This is a genomic window from Salinicola peritrichatus (assembly GCF_003206715.1).
In the GTDB taxonomy this organism is placed as follows: domain Bacteria; phylum Pseudomonadota; class Gammaproteobacteria; order Pseudomonadales; family Halomonadaceae; genus Salinicola; species Salinicola peritrichatus.
Window position 1 is genome coordinate 63,745 of the sequence record NZ_PZJU01000021.1, and the last position, 23,088, is coordinate 86,832.

Sequence of the window (23,088 nt, forward strand, 5' to 3'; positions counted from 1 at the left end):
CTTTTACAATTAGCGCGCCGGGGCGGCAGGTGTCGTGATGTATTGGCGGCCACCATCGCTCAGGCGATGGGATTGGCCGCCAGTATCTTGCGCAGAAACTGTTGCGTCCGTTCGTCTCTCGGTCGGCTGAACAGTTCTGCGGGCGGCGCCTGCTCGATGATCCGGCCCTGGTCCATGTAGACCACGCGGTCGGCCACTTCGCGGGCGAATTGCATCTCGTGGGTGACCACGATCATGGTCTGGTGCTCGGCGGCGAGTTGCTTCATCAGGCCGAGTACTTCCTCCACCCATTGCGGGTCCAATGCCGAGGTCGGCTCGTCGAACAGGATCACCTCGGCATTGGCGGCCATGGCGCGGCCGATGCCGACGCGCTGCTGCTGACCGCCGGAAAGTGACGCCGGGTAGGCGTCGGCCTTGTCGGCCAGGCCGATGCGTTCGAGTATTTCCCGGGCCCTGGCGTGGGCCTGCGCCTTGGGCAGCTTGTCGACCACGATCATGCCCTCGGCGATGTTCTGAAGTGCCGTCTTGTTGGCGAACAGGGCGTAATTCTGGAATACGAAAGCGGTGCGTCGGCGCAGGGCGAGAATCTGCTCGCGCGTCGCGGTGGTGGCATCGAGGCTGAGATCGCCCACGGTGAGCCGGCCCGCGTCCGGCGTCTCGAGGAAGTTGATGCAGCGCAGCAGCGTCGATTTGCCGGTGCCCGATGGGCCGACGATGACGATGATCTCGCCGCGTTCCAGGCTCAGGTCGATCCCGTCGAAGACGACATGATCGCCGAATTGCTTGCGGATACCCTTGAGTTCGATCATCGCTGATAGGCTCGGTTGAGTCGGTTTTCCAGCCACTTCTGCACCCAGGACAGGGCTTCGACCACGACCCAGTAGATCACGGCGACGACCAGAAAGGCTTCGAAGTAAAGGAAGCTGCCGGCGGCTTCCTTCTGCGTCGCGCCCATCATCTCGGTGACGCCGAGGGTGAAGGCGAGCGAGGTCGATTTGATCATGTCGATGAAATAGTTCATCAAGGTCGGTGTCGCCACGCGGGTGGCCTGGGGCAGCACGATGCGTCGCATCAGTTGCCCTCGGGTCATGCCGATGGAGAGCGCGGCTTCGGTCTGGCTGCGGTCGATACCGACGATGGCGGCGCGGATCGACTCCGCCATGTACGCGGAAAAGTGCAGCGTCAGGCCCAGAATGGTGGCGGTAATGCCGTTGATCGCGATCAGGAACGTCAAGATCTGCGGCAGTCCGTAATAGAACAGAAACAGCTGGACGAGCAGGGGAGTGCCGCGGAAGAACGAGATGAACAGCAGGGCGAAGGCATTGAGGCCGGGTATTCGCGTGACCCGAATCACCGCCAGCAGGCAGGCGAGTATCAAGGCGCAGGCCATGCCGGCGGCGGCCATCTCTAGGGTCAGCGGCAGATAGCCCAGCAGGATGGGGACCAGGCCCAGCATATAGTCGAAATCGAGTGCGTGCATATCGGTCGATGCTCCCGTTGCGCATCCTCAGAACCTGTTCAAAGCCTGCTGCGCGTCGGCCCTGCTGTATTGAAAACAGGCGAAAAATGCTCATTTACTTTTTGTAAACTGCGCTTCTTAGCCTGTTTTCGCCGTGCATGGCGCTAGCTCGCGAGCCCTTGAACAGGCTCTCAGATAAATGGAAAGCCCATGACGCCAGCAGGTGTCATGGGCCATCAATGCGAGAGGTCCGTCACGGCTGGGTGATGTCGGTCCCGAACCACTTCTCGGAAATCTCGCTCAGTTTGCCGCTGTCACGCAACTGCTCGAGCGCATCGTTGATGCGATCGCGTAGAGCCGCTCCGGCTTCGTCGTCGCGGAACGGATAGGCGTTCTCGATCCTGGAGAAAGGCTGGCCGGCCAACTGCAGCGGCAGTGGCTTGTCCTTGATTACCTGAGTGGCGCTGACGCGATCCATCACGAAGGCGTCGGCACGCCCCAGGGCCACGTCCTGCTCGATATTGGAGTCGTAGGTCTTGATGTCGATCTCGTCGGCATACGGCAATTCGCGTAGCAACTGCTCGTAGTTGGAGCCGAGATTGACCGCGACCGTCTTGCCCTTGAGATCCTCGACGTCCTGGATATCGTCGTTGCCCTTGCGCACCACGACCTGGGCGCCATCGTACACATAGGGGTCGCTGAAGAGATATTTCTGCTGTCGCTCGGGGGTGATGGTGATCTGGTTGGCGATGGTATCGATACGTCCGGAGTCCAGCATGCCCGCCAGCCCGGAGAAACTGGCGGTGACGAAATCGATGTCGTCACCGGTGATCTCGCCAATGGCATTCATCAGGTCGACCTCGAACCCCTTCAATTCGTCCTGCTCGACGTAGGTAAACGGATAGTAGCCGCCGGACATGCCTACCCGTAGCGTATCGGCATTGGCGGGGGCGATGCCCCATGTCGCGGCCAGGCCGAATGTCAGCGCGACGGCAACTCGGCGCAGGGGCGCCCAGGAGAGATGAGTGGCCCAGGAGAGATGGGTAAGTGTCATTGCGATCCGGCTCCTTTTGATTAACGGGGTGGGCACGGCGCGCTAATGTATCCTTCAACCGACCCAAACCCTTATAGGATAGGGTAAAACTTTTTGGTAATAAGCAAAATATTCGTTATATCAATTCGTTTGGATTAATTGACATGCCGACCCAGGTGCGTCTTTCGTCATGTCCTTGCGCCTGCATGCCGAACTTCGGTTCATTTGGCAGGATAACGTTGATTTTTGTACAGCACTTTATCGTTTGTAATGTATTGATCTAACATTTTGTTGATTCTCTTCATGAAGGCTGTCGCAGGGACGTAACCAAGGGATGTGCGCGCAGCGTTGGTTAGCGGCATGGGCCAGGGAACGAGCAACATGACTCAGGAGCGTGAAGAGAGTTGGGCGTGATGTTCAGCGTGACCGCATGAGCATGCCCGCATTGGCAGGCATCTCACGGCCGAGTCGGCGTGAGCACGTCTCCCGAAAACCGGCGTCCTTCCGCCGGTTTTCTTTATGTCTGCCTTCGCCTTTGCTGGAGTCTCTATCTCGCATGCGCTCATCACGCCAGCAATCGGTGGCTCGGAGCCGCTTGACCAATGCGCAAGCCTTGTATAGTTTTATATCCGTTGCTGATTTGTCGGCCCCATGGAAGGGGCGGGGACGGACGAGACGAATCAGTTTTGCAATCACGGACGATTGCTCGACCCGTTTGGCATCAGGACGATGGCGAACGGGTCTCAGCAAAGCGCCGCGCGCCACACCGGGTCAGGAAGACGCAAGGGTGGGACAGGATGTCCGGGCGAACGCGGATCTCATGAAGGCGGGCCGAGAGGTCCGCCTTTCGTATTGATACATCTCCTCCATCCCTCCCTTGCCGTCGATGAGGCTCCACTGGACGGCAAATCTTGCAGTTTGCGCTAAGGTGAAAATACGCCACATGGTTCGGTGTGGCGTCCCATTCACCAGGCTATAAAGGGATTTATCATGAGAAAGGGTCTAGCTGCCGTAACCGCCACCACCATGCTTCTGCTTATGGGAGGCGTGGGCTTCGCTCACGCGCAGAGCGATGCGATGGAAGAGGCTTACGATGCCAACGAGGAGCCCATGCAGTCTGGTTCCGGAGTCACCGATTCGGGCCATGACGACATGAACTCCATGGACAAGGAAACCGGGCATAGCGATGCGACTGACGAGTCGTTGGATTCCGTCAAGTCAGAAACCGATGAACCGACCAATGTGCCGGACGATCAGGAGCTCGACGAGTTGAATGCCGAAGGGCAGAGCGACGCGGCCGCTGAGGCTCAGGAAAGCCAGTGAACACAACGCGGCGAATCAGCCATCGCCAAGCGCCTCCCGCGAGGAGGCGCTTCTTGTGGATTTCGCACCACTGCAACTTCATGGCCCAATTGACTTCACCATGCCCGCACGTACAATAGGCGCGCCTATCATCCCGCGGATGTGGTGGAATTGGTAGACACGCTAGATTTAGGTTCTAGTGCCGCAAGGCGTGGGAGTTCGAGTCTCCCCATCCGCACCATTATTCTATTCATTTTCAATTACTTATAACTATTCGTGCCGCGTATTGGTCCGGTGCGGTCGGTTTTGGGCATGACGTGGCCAGCACACTGATCACTTTTTGCGCGAACATTTCGACCGCATTGATCCGGATCGGAAGGCGTTGGGTAGCCCCTGCGTATAGGTAGACACGGCGGATATCACGTGACGAATGGCGAAGAGTATTTGCCGACACGACATGATATGTTGGAGGAAGTTGCTGATAGGATTTCACGCAGTGATACTTTCCTACCCCATGATTCTCGCCCTAATCGCATTACCAGCCTTGGCGGTTGGCTTTATTACCTATGTTGTCAGCAGCCAAGTCAATGGAGATGCGGATCTTGCCTTTCACGGCGGTGCGATCGCTTCGATAGTCATCATAGTGGCAATATCCATAACACTCATCGTATCTCACTCATTTAATGTCGTAGCCTCATAACGCCAGTTGATGATTGAACTACGATTTGGTCGTTAGAGGGCGCCAGACCGCTATTCCTCCTGCCGTTGAATGAGCCGCAGGCCTGAGCCCGATCCTCTTCGAAATAGCCAGCGTAGATGTCATTGTCATGACCGCGGTTAGGTTGCCGTTTACGTCCGGCGCCGGGCAGGTCTTTATGTTCAATGTTTTCCAAGTTGTTAATCTTGATCAAGTTAATCGTTTGAAAGCTTTCTATGTTGAGGAGATTATTCTTTTCTTGTTTGCACAGCTGACAGGAAAATTTCCCATCCTCATGGGGCGACCCGGCATGCAAGGAGGCGGTTATGTTCGACTGGGGTTCGTGGCAGTCTTGGGAGGCCTGGATCTCCCAGCCCATCGTCGTGAATTTTTTCTTGGTACTCGGAATCGCTATTGCCAGTTATCTCGTGCTCCGGCTGCTGATGAGTTCTGTCATTGCTCGTCTCGTCGGCTGGCTGTCTCGTTCCAGAGGCCGTTGGGGTAACTATAGCGCCGAGATATTCAAGCATACGAGCCGCCTGCTCATAGCGGCAATGGCCTTGCAGATAGGCTTGGCAGTCGTCGACCTGGGCTCGGCCTGGGAGGCGCGGGTCAGTCACATATGGTTTCTGGTACTCGCCATGCAGTTCGGCTTATGGGCCGATACCGCTATCGCCTTATGGAAAGAGGAAACCATTCGGGACAAGGCGGGACAGGACAACCAACTGACGGTAACCATGGTCACGCTCATTTTCCGGATTGCGCTATGGGCCGTTATCTTGTTATCTGTCCTTGCCAACCTGGGCGTGAACATTACTGCCTTCGTCGCCAGCTTGGGAATCGGGGGCATCGCCATAGCACTGGCGGTGCAAACGCTCCTCGGAGATCTTTTCGCATCGGCATCGATTGGTATCGATAAACCATTCAAGACCGGACATTTCATCGTCTTCAACGACATTGCCGGCACCATTGAATATATCGGCTTGAAGACCACGCGTATCCGTAGCCTTAGCGGTGAGCAGGTAATCTGCTCGAACACCAAGTTACTTGAGCAGACCATTCATAACTATAACCGAATGACGACTCGTCGAGTGGTGTTCTCCTTCGCGCTTTCCTACCGCACACCTGTCAGTAAGATCCATGAAGTCCCGCCCTTGGTTGAACGGATCATCAAGGCCATCGACAACACCCGGTTTGATCGGGCGCATTTGCAGTCCCTGGCGGACTATGCCTTACGCTTCGAAGTGGTCTACTACGTTCTGAGCTCGGATTACAATCTCTACATGGATATACAACAGGCGATCAACTTGGCATTGCTGGACGAAATGGATAAGCGGGACATCAAGTTCGCCATGCCGGTACGCTCACTGGAGTTTCTGGATGAGATACCGTTACCTGCCACGGGAGACGGTACTCAAGAGGCGCACAGCTATCCCGACCAGCGGAAAGCTACGTAAGAATCTATGTAGGGAGTAGCATCGGTTCGCTCATTATAAAACGCTCCAACGAGTCTATTGCTCGGCCAGCGCTTTGAGCCTCGCCAGATCGCGCCGGACCCACTGCGCATCCCGCTCGAACGCCGCCTCGTTCATATCCGGCTGACGAAACAACGTCAGCTGTACCTCCGCGCCTCCCTCATTGGCAATGACGCGCAGCGGGACATGGATCTCGTTGCCGTTGTCCAATTCGACCCAATGGTCCATGACGCCGTAGGGATTATGCGCGGTGAAGCGAATGAAGACCTTGCTCTCGGGACCTTCCGCCAACCAGCGCTCGTCTTTCTTCAGCAGCCTCGACCGACTCAGCCCGGATGCCCATTCGGGAAATGCCTCGGGATGCCAGAACGCTGCGTAAAGGGATTGCCAGGGGCGGTCGATGGCGACGCTGACCGTAACGGTATCGAGCATATATCCCCCTTGATGATGCATGCCGGAATCCACTATAGCGCTGTTGGCGATCCATCGGAAAACTGCCAATGAGCCGGTTCTAGCTTCAGACAGGCTTCCGAGTTGCCGACAGATATTCATAGGCAACAAGGGGCTCGTGCATGATCGACGGACGAATGGCGGGGATGAACCAGACGTGGCGCTATGCCTTAGCCTGGCTCAACGACCGGCTGAAACGGGCGCTGCCGGGATACTGCGCCTTCTGCCACGCCGCTGTCCGTGGAGGCGTGCCGTGGTGTCCCGACTGCTATGCCGACATGCCGTGGAATCGTCACGCCTGTATGCGTTGTGCCGAACCCTTGCCCAGACTCGACGTTGGCGACACGCCGAATCTTTGTGGCCGCTGCCTGCGTCGAGAATCGGTATTGAGCGAGACCTGGGCGCCTCTGCGCTATGAAGAACGCCTGGTCCGGCTGATACAGCGCTTCAAGTTCTCCGCCGACCCCCGCGCGGGGGAGATACTGCTGCAACTGATGACGGCATCGCTGAGTGAGGCGCCGACCCTGGGCGAAGCGATCGTCGGTGTTCCCGGTCAGCGCGAAAGAACCCGCGAGCGTGGCTTCGACCACACGGCATGGCTGGCCACACGGCTGGCGGATCGCCTGCGCTTGAGCTTGGTGCCAGCGGTACGCCTGCGCGAGACGCCGTCCCAGCGGGGGCTGGATCGGCTCGGCCGCCGGCGCAACGTCAAACATGCCTTTGCGGTCACCCGGCCCTTGCCTGCGGCGGTGGTGGTGGTCGATGACGTCATGACCACCGGCGCCACGCTCGAATCGCTGGCGACGGCGTGTCGCGCCGCGGGGGCAGAGCGCGTCACGGCGCTGGCGTTCGCGCGCACGCCCTCGAATCGAATCTGATAGCATGCGCCCATGCATCCATATCGCCAGCCGAGGTTCGCATGAGCGCCGTTTCTCCACATCCGTTCGAGACGTTGACGCCGCAACGGGTGGTCGAGGCCGTGGAGTCCCTGGGCTTCTGGCTGCCGGGCGAGCCGTTTGCGCTCAATAGCTACGAAAACCGGGTCTATTCCCTGACCGACGACGACCGTCGCCGCTGGGTGGTGAAATTCTATCGCCCCGAGCGTTGGAACGATGAGCAGATACTGGAAGAGCATGCCTTTCTGGGGGAGCTGGCAAGCGAGTCGATCGCTGTCGGCGCGCCATGGGAAAATGGGCGGGGAGAGACGCTGCATCGCGCCGACGGTTTCCGATTCGCGCTGTTCGCCCATGTACCGGGGCAGGCGCCGGAGTTGGAAAACCCGGCACATCTGTTTGCCCTCGGCGAACTGATCGGGCGCATCCACGAGGTCGCCAGCCGGCGGCCGTTTCTCCACCGCCCGCGTTTCGACGTTGCCACCATCGTCGAGGAGAGCCGCGGTCGGGTCCTCGCGGCGCGTTGGCTCGACAGCCGTCAGCGCCGGGCCTACGTACGGGTGACCGATGCGCTGCTGCCGTTGCTGCTTGACCACGCCTGGCCGGAAAGCGCGCTGCAGCGTGTTCACGGCGATTGCCACCTTGGCAACATGCTGGGGCGGGACGAGCATTTCGCGCTGGTGGACTTCGACGATTGCGCCATGGCGCCGGCGATACAGGATCTCTGGATGCTGTTGACGGCGCAATCGCCCGAAGAGTGGCAGATGCAGCTCTCCGAAGTGATCGAGGGCTACGAGGAAACGCTCGAATTCGACCGCCGCCAACTCGACTGGATCGAGGCGCTGCGCACCTTGCGGGTCATTCGTCACAGTGCCTGGGTGACGGCGCGCTGGGAGGATCCCGCCTTTCCGCGCGCCTTCCCCTATGTCGCCGAGTCGGGCTACTGGGACCAGCATATCCGCACGCTGGAGCAGCAACGCATCGCGCTGGACTCGCCGCGCTGGCTGGCATAGAACCTGTCTGCGATCTGCTGCGCGCCGGCCAAACGGTGGGCTTTGAGATAGTGGCATCGAGCGAGTTTCGCTAGAATCTCCGGATTCCCGACAGACTGACCGGAACGACATGTCGACTCCCGTTTCCGATCGGCCACAGCGACAGGACAAGGCAGCAACATGACAGAGCAATTGGCAGGCCATTATCGCGGTATTCTCGAAAAGTTGGGGGAAGATCCCGAACGCGAAGGCTTGCGCAATACCCCGCTGCGCGCCGCCAAGGCGATGCAGTTTTTGACCCAGGGCTACCATCAGTCGCTGGAAGTGCTGGTCAACGGCGCCGTTTTCGCCTCCGACACCGATGAGATGGTGCTGATCAAGGATATCGAAATGTATTCGATGTGCGAGCACCACATGCTGCCTTTCATCGGCAAGTGCCACATCGCCTACTTGCCGCAGGGCAAGGTACTGGGGCTGTCCAAGTTCGCGCGCATCGTCGATATGTACGCGCGACGGCTGCAGATCCAGGAAAACCTCACCCGGGAAATCGCCGAAGCCGTGATGCAGGTCACCGAGGCGCGTGGCGTCGGGGTCGTCATCGAGGCGCAGCACATGTGCATGATGATGCGCGGTGTCGAAAAGCAGAACTCGTGCATGAAGACCTCGGTGATGCTGGGCAGCTTCCGCAAGAACCAGCCCACGCGTCAGGAGTTCCTGATGCTGGTCAACGGCCGCTAACGGGGCTCGAGCCGACCGTGCCCGCCAATATTCGTCTATCGACTCGCCCCGACAATCTTCACTCCTGAGAGTTGTATAAGGAAGGTGCCATGGATGGCTGGCTACGCCACTTCGACGACGACAGCCAGAGCGGCGAGATAGAAGGCGAGGACGGCAAGCGCTACGCCTTCGATTTCGCCCAGTGGCGGGGGCGTGGCTTGCCGGGCCCCGACCTGCCAGTGCGCTTCGAGGTCCGCGACGACCGTGCGATTCAGGTATTCAACCGCCCGGAAGCCCAGCGTCGCGCCACCAGTCTCCGGAATGCCGACGGCCAGACGCTGCGCAAGCAGCTCTCGCACTGGGCGCTGGCGGCTTTCGTGGTCGCCGTGGCGGGCATCAGCGCCGGCCGCTACGCACCGGTGGTGGAGGTGGCGGCGCTGATGCTGGCCTGGATCGGCCTGCGGCATGTACACCGCGCTCCACAGCGGCTGCGGGGTTATTGGCTCTCCGGCCTGGCGATCGTCGTCGCCGTCGGGGTGACGCTCTGGACTCAATGGTAAGGCGGTACCCTCCCGTTTCGAACCCGCCGAGATGCCGGCTGGCCATCGAGCGGTGCGCGTTTTACGACGGATTGTGACTGGCGTCGGCGGCGCTGACGCGCCATCCTGTGAGAGACACGTTGCCGTTCTCATCCGTCGCCGATAGCCGCGACGACATCCCAGGCAACGGCCGGCGGCGTGCCGCAATGCGGCGGCGTCGGTACGCACATCAAGGAAGGAGTGAGTCATGCAATCCGTCAAAGAGAGCGAGCTGTTTCGACCCTACGCCTACATCGACGGCAACTGGGTCGCCGCCGACAGCGGCGAGCAGATCGATGTCGACAACCCCGCCAACGGCGAGATCCTCGGGCGCATGCCACGCCTGGGGCGCGCCGAGACCGAACGTGCCATCGAGGCTGCCGAAGCCGCACTGCCGGGGTGGCGCAATCATACCGCGCAGGAGCGCGCGGACATCCTGATGAAGTGGTACGAGCTGATGCTCGAGCACAAGGATGAGCTGGCCGCGATCATGACCGCCGAACAGGGCAAACCGGTCAAGGAGGCCGCCGGCGAAATCGTCTACGCCGCCAGCTTCATGCGCTGGTTCGCGGAAGAGGCGCGGCGCATCTACGGCGATACCATCCCGGCGGCCAACCATCAGCAGCGCATCGTGGTCATGAAGCAGCCGGTCGGCGTGGTCGGCGCCATCACGCCGTGGAATTTCCCCTCGTCGATGATCACCCGCAAGGTAGGCGCGGCGCTGGCGGCGGGTTGCACCATCGTCATCAAGCCGGCCAGCCAGACGCCGTTTTCGGCCACCGCCTTGGCGGCGCTGGCCGAGCAGGCCGGCGTGCCCCGCGGCGTGTTCAACGTGGTGCCCGGCAAGGCGAGCGAAATCGCCAAGGCAATGACGGACTCACCGATCGTGCGCAAGGTGACCTTCACCGGTTCCACCGAAGTCGGCAGCTCGCTGATGGCGAACGCGGCACAGCACATCCAGAAGATTTCACTGGAGCTGGGCGGCAATGCACCGTTCCTGGTGTTCGAGGACGCTGACCTGGATGCCGCCGTCGAGGGCGCGATCGCCTCCAAGTTCCGCAACGCCGGTCAGACCTGCGTTTGCACCAACCGCTTCCTGGTGCAGTCGAGCGTGGTCAACGCGTTCAGCGAAAAGCTCGCCGCAGCAATGAACAGCGAGCTCAAGGTGGGTGACGGTTTCGAGGATGGCGTCAACATCGGTCCGTTGATCGACGACGACGCCGTCGCCAAGGTGAGCGACCACGTCAAGGATGCCACCGACAAGGGCGCCCAGTTGCTGCTTGGCGGCCACGAGCACCCGCTGGGCGGTCGCTTCTTCTCGCCGACATTGGTCAGCCACGTCACCGAAGATATGAAGGTAGCGACCGAGGAGACCTTCGGCCCGCTGGCGGCGGTGTTCCCGTTCGAGACCGAGGAAGAAGGCGTGCGCATGGCTAATGACACCAAGTTCGGGCTCGCCTCCTACTTCTACTCGAAGGACCTCGGCCGTGTCTGGCGGGTTGCCGAAGCGCTCGAGTACGGCATGGTCGGCATCAACACCGGCTTGATCTCCAATGCCAGCGCGCCGTTCGGCGGCGTCAAGGCCTCCGGCCTCGGCCGCGAGGGCTCCAAGTACGGCCTCGACGAATACCTCGAGATCAAATACCTCTGTATCGACCTGGGGCAGTCATAAGCTACGGGTTTCGAGCTTCGAGCTTCGAGCTTCGAGCTTCGAGCTTCGAGCTTCGAGCTGTAGTGGTCAAGTAAAAACGGACACGTTGTTAAGCCGCTTGTAGCGCCGCCGCTTCATAGTCGTTCGGGCTTCGGTTACCCAGATAACTATGGAGACGGTGGCTGTTATAGAACATCGCAATGTAATCCAGAACATCCGCTCTGGCAGCACTCCGCGCTCGGTAGCGCTGGTGACCGACACGCTCCACCTTGAGACTACGGAAGAACCGTTCCACAACGGCATTATCCCAACAGTTGCCCTTCCGGCTCATGCTGCAGACCATCCCCCATGCTGCCAACTGCGCTTGATAGCGCTGGCTCGCATACTGGACACCCCTGTCCGAGTGGTGCAGTAAACCGACTCCAGGACGGCGATGCCGGTAGGCCATCATCAACGCCCGCAGTGCCAACTCCGTTCCCATGTAATGATCCATGGCCCAACCCACTACCTTGCGCGAATAAAGATCGATCACCACGGCCAGATACAGCCAGCCCTCGTCGGTACGCAGACAGGTAATGTCTGCTCCCCAGACCTGGTTGGGTGCCTTCACCTGGAAATCCCGGTTCAGGAGGTTCGCGGCCACCGGCAACTTGTGCCGGCTGTGGGTCGTTGCCTTGAATCGTGACTTTTGCACCACCTTCAGCCCCAATCGCCGCATCAGGCTACGCACGGCGTAGCGACCCATTTGATGCCCTTTGGCCCGTAGGGCTTCACACAGCCGACGTGAGCCGTAGGAATGCCTCGAGCGCTCAAATATCTCCCGGATGGTGTCCGCCAGGATCGCAGACTCGTGACAAGCCGGGGCGCCCTGGCGTTTCAGGAAGGCATGGAAGCCGCTTCGACTCACCTGCATCACCTTGCAAAGCACGCTGATGGGGTAGGCCTTCTTCTGCTGGAAGATGAACGCATATTTCAAGGCGACTCTCTGGCAAAGAAGGCCGTGGCCTTTTTTAGGATGTCGCGCTCCATCTCAAGCCGCTTGACTTCCCGGCGTAGCCGACTCAGTTCCTCTCGCTCACTTTCATTAACGGCGCCCTCTGGCAAGCTTGCCGAGGCAGCGCTGGATGCCTGTGCCTTCCTGATCCACCGCCGCAGGATGCTGGCATCCATGCCGAGACTATCGGCTGCTTCCTTGGGGGTATATCCCTGCTCAAGAACCAATTGAATGGCATCCGCCTTGAATTCACGGGAGTATCTACGTCGTGTTTGCATGGGTATCGTTTCACCTCACTGGAGTCACCAGTATGAGGCTTAACGCTGTGTCCGTTATCATTGGACCACTACAAGCTTCGAGCTTCGAGCTTCGAGCTTCGAGCTTCGAGCTTCGAGCGAAGAACGCCAGCGACAATGTCGCTGGCGTTCTTCGTTTCACAGTCACGCTGTTTTTCGCGGCTCGCGGCTCGCGGCTCGCGGCTCGCGGCTCAGTGCCGAAAATGGCGCATGCCGGTAAACACCATCGCGATGTCGGCTTCGTTGGCGGCGGCGATCACTTCGTCGTCGCGCATCGAGCCGCCCGGCTGGATGACGGCGGTGATGCCTGCGGCGGCGGCATTGTCAAGGCCGTCGCGGAAGGGGAAGAAGGCGTCCGAGGCCATGACGGAGCCTTCGACCTGCAGGCCGGCTTGCTCGGCCTTGATGCCGGCGATGCGGGCGGAGTTGACGCGGCTCATCTGGCCGGCGCCGACGCCGACGGTCTGGCGGTTCCTGGCGTAGACGATGGCGTTGGACTTGACGAACTTGGCGACCTTCCAGGCGAAGACGAGGTCGTGTAGCTCGCGTTCGCTCGGCGCGCGCCGGGTGACCACCTTGAGATCGTCGGCATCGATCATGCCGGTGTCGCGGCTCTGGACCAGTAGGCCACCGTTGACGCGCTTGTAGTCCCAGCCGTCGGTGGTCTTCGCTGGCAGCTCGCCGCATTCGAGCAGGCGCACGTTGGTCTTGCTGGCGACCGCTTCGCGCGCTTCGCCGGAGATGCGCGGGGCGATGATCACCTCGACGAACTGGCGCGCGACGATCGCCTTGGCGGTCTCTCCGTCGAGTTCGCGGTTGAAGGCGATGATGCCGCCGAAGGCGGATTCGCTGTCGGTCTCGAAGGCCAGGTCGTAGGCCTTGCGGATGCCGCCGTCGGCTTCCGGCACCACGGCCACGCCACAGGGGTTGGCGTGCTTGACGATCACGCATGCCGGCTTGGTGAAGGACTTGACGCACTCCAGCGCGGCATCGGTATCGGCGACGTTGTTGAACGACAGCGCCTTGCCCTGGAGCTGCTCGGCGGTAGCAATGCTGGCTTCCGTCTGGCCGGGCTCGAGCGTACTTGACTCAACATAGAACGCGGCTTTCTGGTGCGGATTCTCGCCGTAGCGCATGCCCTGTTTCTTGGTGAATTGCAGCGACAGCGTGCGCGGAAAATCGGCCTCGCCGTTACCCACCCGCTGGCCGAAGTAGTTGGCGATGGCGCTATCGTAGGCGGCGGTATGCTCGAACGCCTTGATCGCCAGATCGAAGCGCGTGGCATGACTGACCGCGCCGTTATGACTCGCCATGTCTTTCAATACGCGGGAATAATCGCCGGCATCGACCACGATGATGGTGTGGGCATGGTTCTTGGCACAGGCGCGGACCATGGTCGGGCCGCCGATGTCGATGTTCTCGATCGCATCTTCCAGCGTGCAGTCCGGGTTGGCCACGGTCTGCTCGAACGGATAGAGATTGACCACCACCATGTCGATCGGGTCGATGCCGTGCTCGGCCATGACCGCGTCGTCCTGGCCGCGGCGCCCCAGAATGCCGCCATGAATCTTGGGATGCAGCGTCTTGACGCGGCCATCCATGATCTCCGGGAATCCGGTGTGAGCGGAGACCTCGGTGACGGCGATGCCATTTTCCTGAAGCAGCCGGTAGGTGCCGCCCGTCGACAGCAGTTCGACGCCGCGTGATGCCAGCTCGCGGGCGAAATCGACCACGCCGGTCTTGTCGGAGACGCTAAGCAGGGCACGGCGTACGGTGGCGGAAGATGCGGAGTTTTGAGACATGCCAGTCCACTCTTATCGGTGAGTCGGACGGGCGTCGCCACGGCTCGGCAGGGTGGTGGCGGCGCGCGTCCGGTTGACGCCTCGCCTCGGCGAAGCGAAGGGAGAAATCAGATCAAGTCGTACTGTTTGAGTTTCTTGCGCAGCGTGCCCCGATTGAGGCCCAGCAGCTCGGCGGCGCGAGTCTGGTTGCCGTCGACATGGCGCATCACCACCTCGAGCAGCGGGGCTTCGACTTCTGCCAGCACCATGGTGTAGAGATGCGAGACGGATTCGCCCTCGAGATGCGAGAAATAGCGTTCCATGACGCGCTCGACACACTCCCGGAGGGTGGTGTGGGACAACGCATCGGGCATCTGAAGCGGATCGGCCTCGGCCGATGAATCACCATCGAGAGCTAGGGGTTGCCGGCTGTTCATGCTGCGTGGATTCCGTTACCGATCGCGGCGGCGTCACCACGAAAGAGTTCATGAAGAAAATCGAATTGTGCCCGGGCCTGTTCCAGACGGTTGAAACGGGCCCGGTGTTCGCGGCTCGGGTCGCGTGCGGCGAGATACCAGCCAATGTGCTTGCGCGCCACGCGCACGCCCAGGTAGTCGCCGTAGTGGGCATGCAGCGCGCGTAGATGACGCTGCATGGTGCGCTCGATCTCTTCGACATTCGGCGGGGCATGCTCGCGACCGGTGCGCAAGTAATGCTCGATCTCGCGAAACAGCCACGGATTGCCTTGAGCCCCGCGACCGATCATTACCGCATCGGCTCCGGTATAGACCAGGACTTCGGCGGCGCGCCGTGGCGTGGTGATATCGCCGTTGGCGAACACCGGAATCGACACCTGCTGCTTGACCGCGGCGATGATGTCGTACTCCGCCTCACCGGTATAGCGCTGTTCGCGGGTGCGGCCATGCACGGCGAGCGCGGCGATGCCGGCGTTCTCGGCAAGCCTGGCAACGCGTACCGCATTGCGTGTCTCACGACACCAGCCGGTGCGGATCTTGAGCGTCACCGGGATATCCACGGCGTCGACCACCGCGTCGAGGATGGCGGCGACCAGGCGTTCGTCCCGCAGCAGGGCCGATCCCGCCGCCTTGTTGCAGACCTTTTTCGCCGGGCAGCCCATGTTGATATCGATGATCTCCGCGCCGGCCTCGGCGTTGAGTCGAGCGGCCTCGGCCAGCATCTGCGGGTCGCCGCCGGCGATCTGCACCGAGCGCGGTCCGGGTTCGCCGCGATGAATCAGGCGCTGTTGGGACTTTCGCGTATGCCATAGCCGACTATCGGCCGTTACCATCTCGGACACCACCAGCCCGGCCCCCAGTTCGCGGCACAACTGGCGAAAGGGACGATCGGTCACACCGGCCATGGGCGCCAGTATCACGCGGTTGGGCAAGGTATGACGGCCGATACAGGGCAACGGGCGATCGGTCTGCGATGACACGGAATCACGCATCGTTACAGGGGCTCAGGCAAAACGGGGAAGCTATGATACCGGGCACCTTGGCTTTGTTGAAGCGCTGTTTGCCGATACGCGACCTAAGCCGTAAACCCCAATCAACGCTTGCAGCTGGCGTCGGCCGAGCCTTTTGAGCGTGGCAACGATCGTTGAGGTGAGCGCGGGGCCATCAACGATCGTTGAGGTGAGCGCGGGGCCATCAACGGTCGTGACGGCTACCGGAGCTCAATCGCGGCGATGACCGGTAAGCAGCATCCAGCCCTCTTTCTCCTGCGGCTCGTCCATCACCATGTCCTGATCGCGATAGGCGTCGAGCACGGACTCCGCCTGGGCCGCGAGGATGCCGGAGAGCGCCAGCCGCCCGCCGGGGGCGACCCGGCCGGCGATCGCCGCGGCCAGCTTGATCAGCGGACCCGCCAGGATGTTGGCGACGACGACGTCGAATCGCCCCTGTCCCAGGCGTTCGGGGTAATCGAGGATCAGGCGGGACTCGTCGATCCCGTTGCGCTCGGCGTTGTCACGGCTCGCCTGTAGCGCCTGGGGATCGATGTCGACGCCGACGGCGGTATCGGCGCCGAGCTTGAGTGCGGCGATGGCGAGAATGCCCGAGCCACAGCCGTAGTCGAGAATCTGGCGCTGGTCGAGATCCTGGGCGTCCAGCCAGCCGAGACACAGCGCCGTGGTGGGGTGGGTACCAGTGCCGAAGGCCAGCCCCGGATCGAGCAGCAGGTTGACCGCCTGCGGGTCCGGTGCCGCATGCCAGCTGGGCACGATCCACAGCCGCTCGCCCATGCGTAGTGGCTCGAAACCATCCATCCACTCACGCTCCCAGTCGCGGTCGGCGAGCAGTTCATACTCGATCTGCGGCGTTGGCTCGTCGGGCAGTTGCTGCGCCCAGGCGCGCTGGACGCGTTCGATCATCACCTCGACATCGTTCAAGTCGTCGTAAAGCCCGGTCAGCACGGTCTCGCGCCACAGCGGGGTGGTGCCGCGGTCGGGCTCGAACACCGGCTCGTCGTGGGCGTCCTGCAGGGTAATCGCGCTGGCGCCTTCGGCCAGCAGCAATTCTTCCAGCCACTCGGCCTGCTCGGGGGCAATGGATGCCTTGAGTTGTAGCCACGCCATGACTAACCGCTCTCCAGTCGAGGTTAATGTATGAGAATCGATGCATGAAAAAGGGCGGCCATCACCGGATGACCGCCCCGTCGTCACTTGCCGGGAATCGAGGAAGCGCCGAATAAGTCGTCGAGCAGGATGAAGCGCAACGCAGCGATTCGCCTGCGTAGACATTTAGGCAGTGCTTCCTCAGCTCAGCCCGAGCTTCTTCTCGAGGTAATGGATATTGACGCCGCCGCGCTGGAAGGCGCTGTCGCGAACCAGATCCTTCTGCAGGTCGATGTTGGTCTTGATGCCTTCGACCAGCAACTCGTCCAGCGCATTGCGCATGCGCACCAGCGCCGTGTCGCGATCCGCGCCCCAGGTGATCAGCTTGCCGATCAGCGAGTCGTAGTGCGGGGGGACGCTATAGCCGGTGTAGATGTGCGAGTCCATGCGCACGCCCAGGCCACCCGGCGGGTGGTAAAGGGTGATCTTGCCGGGGGAAGGCATGAAGGTGCGGGCATCCTCGGCATTGATGCGACACTCGAAGGCATGGCCGTTGAGCTTGACGTCTTGCTGACGAATCGACAGCGGCAAACCCGAGGCGATGCGCAACTGCTCCTTGACGATATCGACATCGGTGACCATCTCGGTGACCGGATGCTCGACCTGCACGCGGGTATTCATCTCGATGAAGAAGAACTGACCGTTCTCGTACAGGAACTCGAAGGTGCCGGCACCGCGATAATTGATCTCCAGGCAGGCATCGGTACATGCCTTGAGCACCTCGGCGCGGGCTTCGGGATCGATATGCGGCGCCGGTGCCTCTTCCAGTACCTTCTGGTGGCGGCGCTGCAGCGAGCAGTCGCGGTCATAGAGGTGAATGGCGTTGCCCTGGCCGTCGGCCAGCACCTGGATTTCGACGTGACGCGGATTCTCGAGGAATTTCTCCATGTAGACCGTGCCGTCGCCGAAGGCCGCGGCGGCCTCGGAGCGGGTGACGCTGGCCGCCTTGGCGACTTCGTCGTCGTTGCGCACGACGCGCATGCCGCGTCCACCGCCGCCGGCGGCGGCCTTGATGATCACCGGATAGCCGATGCGTCCGGCAATGCGACGAATCTCGTCGTCATCGTTGGGCAGCGGGCCGTCGGAGCCGGGAACCGTGGGCACGCCGGCCTTCTTCATCGCATTGATGGCACTGACCTTGTCGCCCATCAGCCGGATGGTTTCGGCGCGCGGGCCGACGAAGATGAATCCGGAGCGTTCCACCTGCTCGGCGAAGTTGGCGTTTTCCGACAGAAAACCGTAGCCGGGATGAATGGCGCTCGAATCCGTGACCTCGGCCGCGCTGATCAGGGCCGGGATGTTGAGATAGGACTGGGCCGACGATGCCGGGCCGATGCAGACCGCTTCGTCGGCCAGGCGCACGTGCATCAGGTCGCGGTCGGGCTTGGAGTGAACCGCCACGGTCTTGATCCCCAGCTCCTTGCAGGCGCGCAGGACGCGAAGGGCGATCTCGCCACGGTTGGCGATGAGTACCTTGTCCAACATGATGGTTTCGCTCGTGTGGCCTTAGTTGATGATGATCATCGGCTGGTCGAACTCGACCGGCTCGCCATCCTCGACCAGGATTGCCTCGATCACGCCGTCCTTGTCGGCCTCGATCTGGTTCATCATCTTCATTGCTTCGACGATACACACGGTGTCGCCCTTCTTGACGCTCTGGCCGGTTTCGACGAACGGCTTGGCGCCCGGCGCCGGGGAGCGATAGAAAGTGCCCACCATGGGCGAGGTCACCGCATGACCCGTGGGCTGTACCGGTGCCGGCTCGGCAGGGTCGGCTGCCGGTGCGCTGGGTGCCGCCGGCGCGGCCGGTGCCATGGCGTGCGGCATGACCATCGGTTGCTGCATGGCGCCGAAGCCGTTCGGATGACGGCTGATGCGCACCGACTCCTCACCTTCCTGAATCTCGATTTCGCTGATATTGGACTCTTCGAGCAGTTCGATGAGTTTTTTGACCTTGCGTATATCCATGGCGATGTCTCGGTTATTGACTCGGTGAACGAAGGGATGAAAACCCGCGGGCGAAAAAGATCAGCCGCGATCCAGCTGCGAAATTGCCGCGTCCAGCGCCAGGGTATAACTCTCGGCGCCGAATCCGGCGATGACGCCGCGGGCGACATCCGTGAAATAGGAGTGAGCGCGGAAGGGCTCGCGGGCATGCACATTGGAGAGGTGCAGCTCGATGAAAGGGATGGCGACGCCGGTAAGGGCATCGCGCAGGGCGACGCTGGTATGCGTGAAGGCCGCCGGGTTGAGCAGGATGAAATCGACGTTTTCCTGACGTGCGCGATGCACGCGCTCGACCAGTTCGTGTTCGGCATTGGACTGCAGCCACTCGAGCTGGTGCCCGGCGGCAAGGGCACGTTGCGTCAGCTTGACGCGAATGTCCTCGAGGGTCGTCGTGCCATAGACCTCGGGCTCGCGAGTGCCAAGCAGATTCAGGTTGGGACCGTTGAGAACCAGGAGTCTAGCCATGACTGTCCTTGCGCTGTTAACCCTTTCATACTTTGCCGAGATGACGTCAGTTTCCTGCAAGATGGCGGCATCGGCGCGTCGTTTCAGCTGTGGGCGGAGTTTGCCGAAAAAAGCCCAGAGTGTCCAGAGACCCTTCGGGGAGTTAAAAGCCATAAGCTTTAAGCTGTAAGAAACACCAACCCCCAACTGAGAAAAACTTTTGCCTTGGCAGGAAGGGCATCCTGGCTTACGGCTTANNTGCCGGGTAACGGCGTCGAGATGGTTGGCCAGCGTTCGTGCATCGACCTCGCCTTGAATGCGGGCCTGGCGGAGTTCCTGGCCGTCGGCGAAGAACAGCAGGCCCGGCGGGCCGAACAGGCCGTAGCGTTCGAGCAGCTGGCGACTGGCAGGGACGTCATCGGTGACATCGGCGCGAATCAGCACGAAACCGGCCAGGCGTTGCGCGACTTCGGGGGCGGGGAAGACTTCGCGCTCCATCACCTTGCAGGAGATGCACCACTCGGCGCTGACGTCGACCATGGCAGGACGGCCGGCCTGGCGGGCTTGCGCCAGCGCTGCGTCGAGCTGGGCGTCATTGCTGACAGTCTGAAATGTGGTCTGAACCGCGGCCTGGTTTTCGTCGCCGATGGCCGGGAGCGGGCGCAGCGGATCGCTGCCGCCCTGGGCCGCACCCCAGACCATGGCAACGCCCCATACCAGCAGTAACCAGCCGCCGGTCCGGCGCAGCAGCGGCCAACCGCCTCCGGTTCGTCTATCCAGCGCCCCCAGCGCCAGCGCACAGCCGAGCGCCAGCGCGCCCCACAGCAGCAGCGACATGGGGCCTGGAAGCAATCTCTCGACGAGCCAGATCGCCACGCCCAGCAGCATGACGCCGAACAGCGCCTTGACGCCATTCATCCAGTTCCCGGCGCGGGGAAGCCACGCGCCTCCCAAGGTGCCGACGAGAATCAACGGCAGGCCCATGCCCAGTGCGAGTGCCAGCAGCGCCAGGGCGCCGCCGGCGACATTACCGGTCGTCGAGATGAACACCAACGCACCGGCCAGCGGCGCCGAGACGCAGGGCGAGACCACCAGTACCGAGAGCGCGCCGGCGGCGGCCAGGCCGAGCGGACCGCTACGCTGCAGTCGGGCCTGCCAGGTATCGACCCGCTGGCTGATCCCGTTGGGCAGGCGCAGATTGAAACCGCCGAACATCGCCAGCGCAAACAGCACGAACAACAGCGCCAGCGGCACCAACACCCAGGGAGACTGCAGACGCGCCTGCAGGTTGAGCGAGGCTCCGAACAGTCCCATCAGCGTACCGAGCAGGGTGAAAGTCACCGCCATCCCCGCCACATAGCTGGCGGAGAGTGCCAATGCACGGCTGCGGCGGGCGTTCTGGCCGACGATGATCGAGGTCAGGATCGGGATCATCGGCAGCACGCAGGGAGTGAAGGTCAGCCCGAGGCCGGCCAGGAAGAACAACCCTAGCGTGGTCAGTCCAATGCCGCCGTGGAGCCGTGCCTGGAATCGCCCATCGGTGCTGGAGGATGAAAACGGCGCGGCTTCGGGCGCCGGATTGGAACGTGGCGCGGCTTCGGGCGCCGGGTTCGAGAGCGCCGAGCCGGCCTCGTCCGGAGTAGAGAACGGATCGGCGGTAGCTGTCGCGGCATCGCCGATCGGCGAGGACTGGGCTTCGTCGCTGGCGTCGCGGAACGCCTCGGGAGGCGGCCCCGACTTGGCCTTCAGCTCCCAATGCTCCGGTGGATAGCAGAGCCCGGCATCGGCACAGCCCTGGAAGGTCAGCGTGACGGGAATCGTCGCAGCGTGATCGGGCGTATCGTCACGGGATAGCGGGGCACTGAATACCACCTGATCGTAGAAAACGTGCACATCGCCCAAATAAGGGTCGTGCTTGAACTTGCCGGCCGGTATCTCGAGCGTTCCCAGGGCGATTCCGGGCTGGTGGCTTTCGAGTCCGAAACGCTGGCGATAGAGATAGTAGCCGGGTCGGTTGCGCATCCCGACATAGACGCGCTCGTCGTCATGCCAGGCGTAAGCGTGGAAGGCCTGATCCACCGGCAGAAACTGGGCGTCATTGGTATTGGAGAAATTGGTACTGGCGAAAGGGGAACTCGAACGCGTGGACGAGAGCGGGCCCTCGGCCTGCGCCGTCAGCGGTGCGATCAGGCAGAGGCCGAGCGTGAGAAGCAACCAGTGAAAACGCGACATCCTTGAACGAGTATCCCAACGAGAGTGAAAACGTGGCCGGACCGGGGCGGAAACGATGGTAGAAAGTACGACCCACCGCCGGGCGAGGTTGACGGAACACCCGGTTTCGACTGCGCAACGTGCCGAAAGTGCCGTGCCTTTTGCCCGCTTCGGCATACAGCGAAAGGCGGGCTGCGCGCTACCGGGAGCATGATAGGATAGAGTCATCCTGCTCCCAACCCTGTTTCTCCGACTCATTTGACCCACAACCCGGGAACGACAAGGATTGTCCATGGCTCTGTTTCGCAAGAAGGCGCCGCTGTCGCGCACCGAGATTCTCGAAACGCCTCAGTACGGTTGGATCTGGAAGCCGCTGGTGGCGTTGGTGGTGATCTATCTGCTGATCTGCATCGTGCTCGGTATCTGGTGGAGCTGGACGCCGGCACCCACCGATCCGAAACAGGCGGTCGAGAATCAGCGCGGTTTCCCGCAGTCCGTCGATACCGATGGTCCGCAGTCTCAACCTGCGATGGCCTCGGGCGAAGCGTTGCTGGCGACCAATATCGGCATCCTCGACACGCTGTTGAACAAACCCGGTGGCTACCTGAACAACGATGTCATGCCGCCCGGGCTGTGGCTCGACAACATGCCCAACTGGGAAGTCGGCGTGACGCAGCAAGTCCGTGACGCCGTCACTTCACTCGGCGGTTCGCTGGGCGTCGGCGAGGCGCCGTTGAGTCAGGCCGAGGAATCCCTTGCCGGCGATCTCGACAGCTGGCGCTGGCCGGCATCCGAAAAGTTGCTGCGTGCGGCGCGCAACAATCTCGGCGAAGCTTTCAATGCGCTGGAAAACGCCTCCGGGCCCGGCGCCGCGACTCAGGACGCTGGCGCTACGGCTTCGCAGCCGGCGGCGCTCGATGCCGATGCGCTCTCCGAGTGGCTGGGCCGGGTAGAGCAGCGCCTACAGGCCCAGACCCGGCAGCTCGCCGCCAACGTCGGGCAATCACCGAGTGGTGCCCAGCAGAGCGAGAGCAACCCCTGGTTCCGTATCGATAACGTGTTCTTCGAGGCCCGCGGCACCACCTGGGCGCTGATGCAGTTGATGCAGGCGGCCAGGATCGATTATGCCGATGCGATCGAGAGCAGCGGCGTCGGTGACAGTTTCGATCAATTGATCGCCGAGCTGGAGGCATCGCAGGCTCAGCTCTGGAGCCCCGTGATCCTCAACGGCTCGGGATTTGGTTTCTTTGCCAATCACTCGCTGATGATGGCCAACTATACGGTACGTTCGGCGCAGTTGGTGGCGCGGATTCGCGGCCAGCTTTAAAGGGCGTTGACACAGGCCGCGCTCGCCGCGCCGGCTTGCAGCCAGATTCCGACTGATCCATTCCTGAAAAATCCATGTCCTGAAAACGCGGCGCCGCCCACGGAGGGCGGCGCTGACGCTGGGGCATGTTCCGGTCGTCTTGCCGG

19 protein-coding genes, 1 tRNA gene and 2 pseudogenes are annotated in these 23,088 nt (G+C 61.7%); 9 read left to right on the forward strand and 13 right to left on the reverse strand.

All coding sequences use genetic code 11. The features are described 5' to 3' along the window. Window positions 1–59: 59 nt before the first annotated feature. From DOM57_RS09265 to DOM57_RS09275, 3 genes are all read right to left on the reverse strand, one after another. Window positions 60–809, reverse strand: a complete 750-nt coding sequence (locus DOM57_RS09265; RefSeq protein WP_110648925.1) for an amino acid ABC transporter ATP-binding protein — start codon at window positions 807–809, stop codon at window positions 60–62. After that, window positions 806–1,480 carry an amino acid ABC transporter permease gene (locus tag DOM57_RS09270; RefSeq protein ID WP_110648926.1) on the reverse strand — a complete coding sequence of 225 codons (675 nt, stop codon included), beginning with the start codon at window positions 1,478–1,480 and terminating at the stop codon, window positions 806–808. The genes DOM57_RS09265 and DOM57_RS09270 overlap by 4 nt, the downstream gene beginning before the upstream one ends. Window positions 1,481–1,712: 232 nt before the next feature. Then, window positions 1,713–2,513: an amino acid ABC transporter substrate-binding protein gene (locus DOM57_RS09275; RefSeq protein WP_110648927.1), complete on the reverse strand. Its 801-nt coding sequence runs from the start codon at window positions 2,511–2,513 to the stop codon at window positions 1,713–1,715. Window positions 2,514–3,482: 969 nt separating this feature from the next. Here DOM57_RS09275 and DOM57_RS09280 point away from each other — a divergent pair. From DOM57_RS09280 to DOM57_RS09295, 3 genes are all read left to right on the forward strand, one after another. Beyond that, a complete protein-coding gene (locus tag DOM57_RS09280; protein ID WP_110648928.1) occupies window positions 3,483–3,815 on the forward strand; it encodes a hypothetical protein in 333 nt (110 codons plus the stop codon). 135 nt (window positions 3,816–3,950) lie between these two features. Further along, window positions 3,951–4,035: transfer RNA gene (locus DOM57_RS09285), tRNA-Leu, on the forward strand. A 782-nt stretch (window positions 4,036–4,817) separates the two neighbouring features. Further along, window positions 4,818–5,948 carry a mechanosensitive ion channel family protein gene (locus tag DOM57_RS09295; RefSeq protein ID WP_110648930.1) on the forward strand — a complete coding sequence of 377 codons (1,131 nt, stop codon included), beginning with the start codon at window positions 4,818–4,820 and terminating at the stop codon, window positions 5,946–5,948. A gap of 54 nt (window positions 5,949–6,002) precedes the next feature. On the opposite strand, the gene DOM57_RS09300 is transcribed toward DOM57_RS09295, so the two are convergent. Next, a complete protein-coding gene (locus DOM57_RS09300) occupies window positions 6,003–6,398 on the reverse strand; it encodes an SRPBCC family protein (protein WP_110648985.1) in 396 nt (131 codons plus the stop codon). A 140-nt stretch (window positions 6,399–6,538) separates the two neighbouring features. On the opposite strand from DOM57_RS09300, the gene DOM57_RS09305 reads away from it, so the two are divergent. The 5 genes from DOM57_RS09305 to DOM57_RS09325 all read left to right on the forward strand — a co-directional run bounded on the left by DOM57_RS09305 (window position 6,539) and on the right by DOM57_RS09325 (window position 11,268). After that, window positions 6,539–7,294, forward strand: coding sequence for a double zinc ribbon domain-containing protein (locus DOM57_RS09305; protein ID WP_239496167.1), 756 nt, complete (start codon window positions 6,539–6,541; stop codon window positions 7,292–7,294). Window positions 7,295–7,335: 41 nt separating this feature from the next. Next, window positions 7,336–8,322: a serine/threonine protein kinase gene (locus tag DOM57_RS09310; RefSeq protein WP_110648931.1), complete on the forward strand. Its 987-nt coding sequence runs from the start codon at window positions 7,336–7,338 to the stop codon at window positions 8,320–8,322. 159 nt (window positions 8,323–8,481) lie between these two features. Beyond that, a complete protein-coding gene (gene folE, locus DOM57_RS09315) occupies window positions 8,482–9,039 on the forward strand; it encodes a GTP cyclohydrolase I FolE (RefSeq protein ID WP_110648932.1) in 558 nt (185 codons plus the stop codon). Between the two features lie 89 nt (window positions 9,040–9,128). Further along, complete coding sequence (locus DOM57_RS09320; RefSeq protein ID WP_110648933.1) at window positions 9,129–9,578, forward strand: hypothetical protein; 450 nt, start codon at window positions 9,129–9,131, stop codon at window positions 9,576–9,578. A 226-nt stretch (window positions 9,579–9,804) separates the two neighbouring features. Further along, entirely contained in the window at window positions 9,805–11,268 is a 1,464-nt protein-coding gene (locus tag DOM57_RS09325) for an NAD-dependent succinate-semialdehyde dehydrogenase (protein WP_110648934.1), read from the forward strand. Between the two features lie 88 nt (window positions 11,269–11,356). Here DOM57_RS09325 and DOM57_RS09330 read toward each other — a convergent pair. The 9 genes and pseudogenes from DOM57_RS09330 to dsbD all read right to left on the reverse strand — a co-directional run. Beyond that, window positions 11,357–12,519 (reverse strand): annotated as a pseudogene (locus tag DOM57_RS09330) (IS3 family transposase). A gap of 209 nt (window positions 12,520–12,728) precedes the next feature. After that, the gene (purH, locus tag DOM57_RS09335) at window positions 12,729–14,339 is read right to left on the reverse strand and encodes a bifunctional phosphoribosylaminoimidazolecarboxamide formyltransferase/IMP cyclohydrolase (protein ID WP_110648935.1); all 1,611 of its coding nucleotides are present in this window, start codon (window positions 14,337–14,339) and stop codon (window positions 12,729–12,731) included. 107 nt (window positions 14,340–14,446) lie between these two features. Beyond that, window positions 14,447–14,692, reverse strand: coding sequence for a DNA-binding transcriptional regulator Fis (gene fis, locus DOM57_RS09340; protein ID WP_110648987.1), 246 nt, complete (start codon window positions 14,690–14,692; stop codon window positions 14,447–14,449). Window positions 14,693–14,751: 59 nt separating this feature from the next. After that, window positions 14,752–15,786: a tRNA dihydrouridine synthase DusB gene (gene dusB, locus DOM57_RS09345; protein ID WP_110648936.1), complete on the reverse strand. Its 1,035-nt coding sequence runs from the start codon at window positions 15,784–15,786 to the stop codon at window positions 14,752–14,754. Window positions 15,787–16,014: 228 nt separating this feature from the next. Beyond that, entirely contained in the window at window positions 16,015–16,914 is a 900-nt protein-coding gene (gene prmA / locus DOM57_RS09350; protein WP_110648937.1) for a 50S ribosomal protein L11 methyltransferase, read from the reverse strand. A gap of 180 nt (window positions 16,915–17,094) precedes the next feature. After that, window positions 17,095–18,438 (reverse strand): acetyl-CoA carboxylase biotin carboxylase subunit, encoded by a 1,344-nt coding sequence (gene accC / locus DOM57_RS09355; RefSeq protein ID WP_110648938.1) that lies wholly within the window; start codon window positions 18,436–18,438, stop codon window positions 17,095–17,097. A gap of 21 nt (window positions 18,439–18,459) precedes the next feature. Beyond that, window positions 18,460–18,921: an acetyl-CoA carboxylase biotin carboxyl carrier protein gene (accB, locus tag DOM57_RS09360; RefSeq protein ID WP_110648939.1), complete on the reverse strand. Its 462-nt coding sequence runs from the start codon at window positions 18,919–18,921 to the stop codon at window positions 18,460–18,462. A 60-nt stretch (window positions 18,922–18,981) separates the two neighbouring features. Further along, window positions 18,982–19,425: a type II 3-dehydroquinate dehydratase gene (aroQ, locus tag DOM57_RS22025; RefSeq protein ID WP_204352912.1), complete on the reverse strand. Its 444-nt coding sequence runs from the start codon at window positions 19,423–19,425 to the stop codon at window positions 18,982–18,984. 258 nt (window positions 19,426–19,683) lie between these two features. Further along, window positions 19,684–21,909, reverse strand: a pseudogene (gene dsbD / locus DOM57_RS09365) (protein-disulfide reductase DsbD); the annotation flags it as partial. Here dsbD and DOM57_RS09370 point away from each other — a divergent pair. Next, window positions 21,908–22,942: a DUF2333 family protein gene (locus DOM57_RS09370; RefSeq protein ID WP_110648941.1), complete on the forward strand. Its 1,035-nt coding sequence runs from the start codon at window positions 21,908–21,910 to the stop codon at window positions 22,940–22,942. The pseudogene dsbD and the gene DOM57_RS09370 sit on opposite strands and share 2 nt — an antisense overlap. Window positions 22,943–23,088: the final 146 nt, after the last annotated feature.

Coding starts and splice junctions, on each gene's coding strand:
- purH (WP_110648935.1), bottom strand. CDS start 14,339: ATGTCTCAAAACTCCGCATCTTCCGCCACCGTACGCCGTGCCCTGCTT.
- accC (WP_110648938.1), bottom strand. CDS start 18,438: ATGTTGGACAAGGTACTCATCGCCAACCGTGGCGAGATCGCCCTTCGC.
- DOM57_RS09270 (WP_110648926.1), bottom strand. CDS start 1,480: ATGCACGCACTCGATTTCGACTATATGCTGGGCCTGGTCCCCATCCTG.
- DOM57_RS09325 (WP_110648934.1), top strand. CDS start 9,805: ATGCAATCCGTCAAAGAGAGCGAGCTGTTTCGACCCTACGCCTACATC.
- DOM57_RS09295 (WP_110648930.1), top strand. CDS start 4,818: ATGTTCGACTGGGGTTCGTGGCAGTCTTGGGAGGCCTGGATCTCCCAG.
- folE (WP_110648932.1), top strand. CDS start 8,482: ATGACAGAGCAATTGGCAGGCCATTATCGCGGTATTCTCGAAAAGTTG.
- dusB (WP_110648936.1), bottom strand. CDS start 15,786: ATGCGTGATTCCGTGTCATCGCAGACCGATCGCCCGTTGCCCTGTATC.
- DOM57_RS09320 (WP_110648933.1), top strand. CDS start 9,129: ATGGATGGCTGGCTACGCCACTTCGACGACGACAGCCAGAGCGGCGAG.
- DOM57_RS09300 (WP_110648985.1), bottom strand. CDS start 6,398: ATGCTCGATACCGTTACGGTCAGCGTCGCCATCGACCGCCCCTGGCAA.
- aroQ (WP_204352912.1), bottom strand. CDS start 19,425: ATGGCTAGACTCCTGGTTCTCAACGGTCCCAACCTGAATCTGCTTGGC.
- fis (WP_110648987.1), bottom strand. CDS start 14,692: ATGCCCGATGCGTTGTCCCACACCACCCTCCGGGAGTGTGTCGAGCGC.
- accB (WP_110648939.1), bottom strand. CDS start 18,921: ATGGATATACGCAAGGTCAAAAAACTCATCGAACTGCTCGAAGAGTCC.
- DOM57_RS09275 (WP_110648927.1), bottom strand. CDS start 2,513: ATGACACTTACCCATCTCTCCTGGGCCACTCATCTCTCCTGGGCGCCC.
- DOM57_RS09370 (WP_110648941.1), top strand. CDS start 21,908: ATGGCTCTGTTTCGCAAGAAGGCGCCGCTGTCGCGCACCGAGATTCTC.
- prmA (WP_110648937.1), bottom strand. CDS start 16,914: ATGGCGTGGCTACAACTCAAGGCATCCATTGCCCCCGAGCAGGCCGAG.
- DOM57_RS09305 (WP_239496167.1), top strand. CDS start 6,539: ATGATCGACGGACGAATGGCGGGGATGAACCAGACGTGGCGCTATGCC.
- DOM57_RS09265 (WP_110648925.1), bottom strand. CDS start 809: ATGATCGAACTCAAGGGTATCCGCAAGCAATTCGGCGATCATGTCGTC.
- DOM57_RS09280 (WP_110648928.1), top strand. CDS start 3,483: ATGAGAAAGGGTCTAGCTGCCGTAACCGCCACCACCATGCTTCTGCTT.
- DOM57_RS09310 (WP_110648931.1), top strand. CDS start 7,336: ATGAGCGCCGTTTCTCCACATCCGTTCGAGACGTTGACGCCGCAACGG.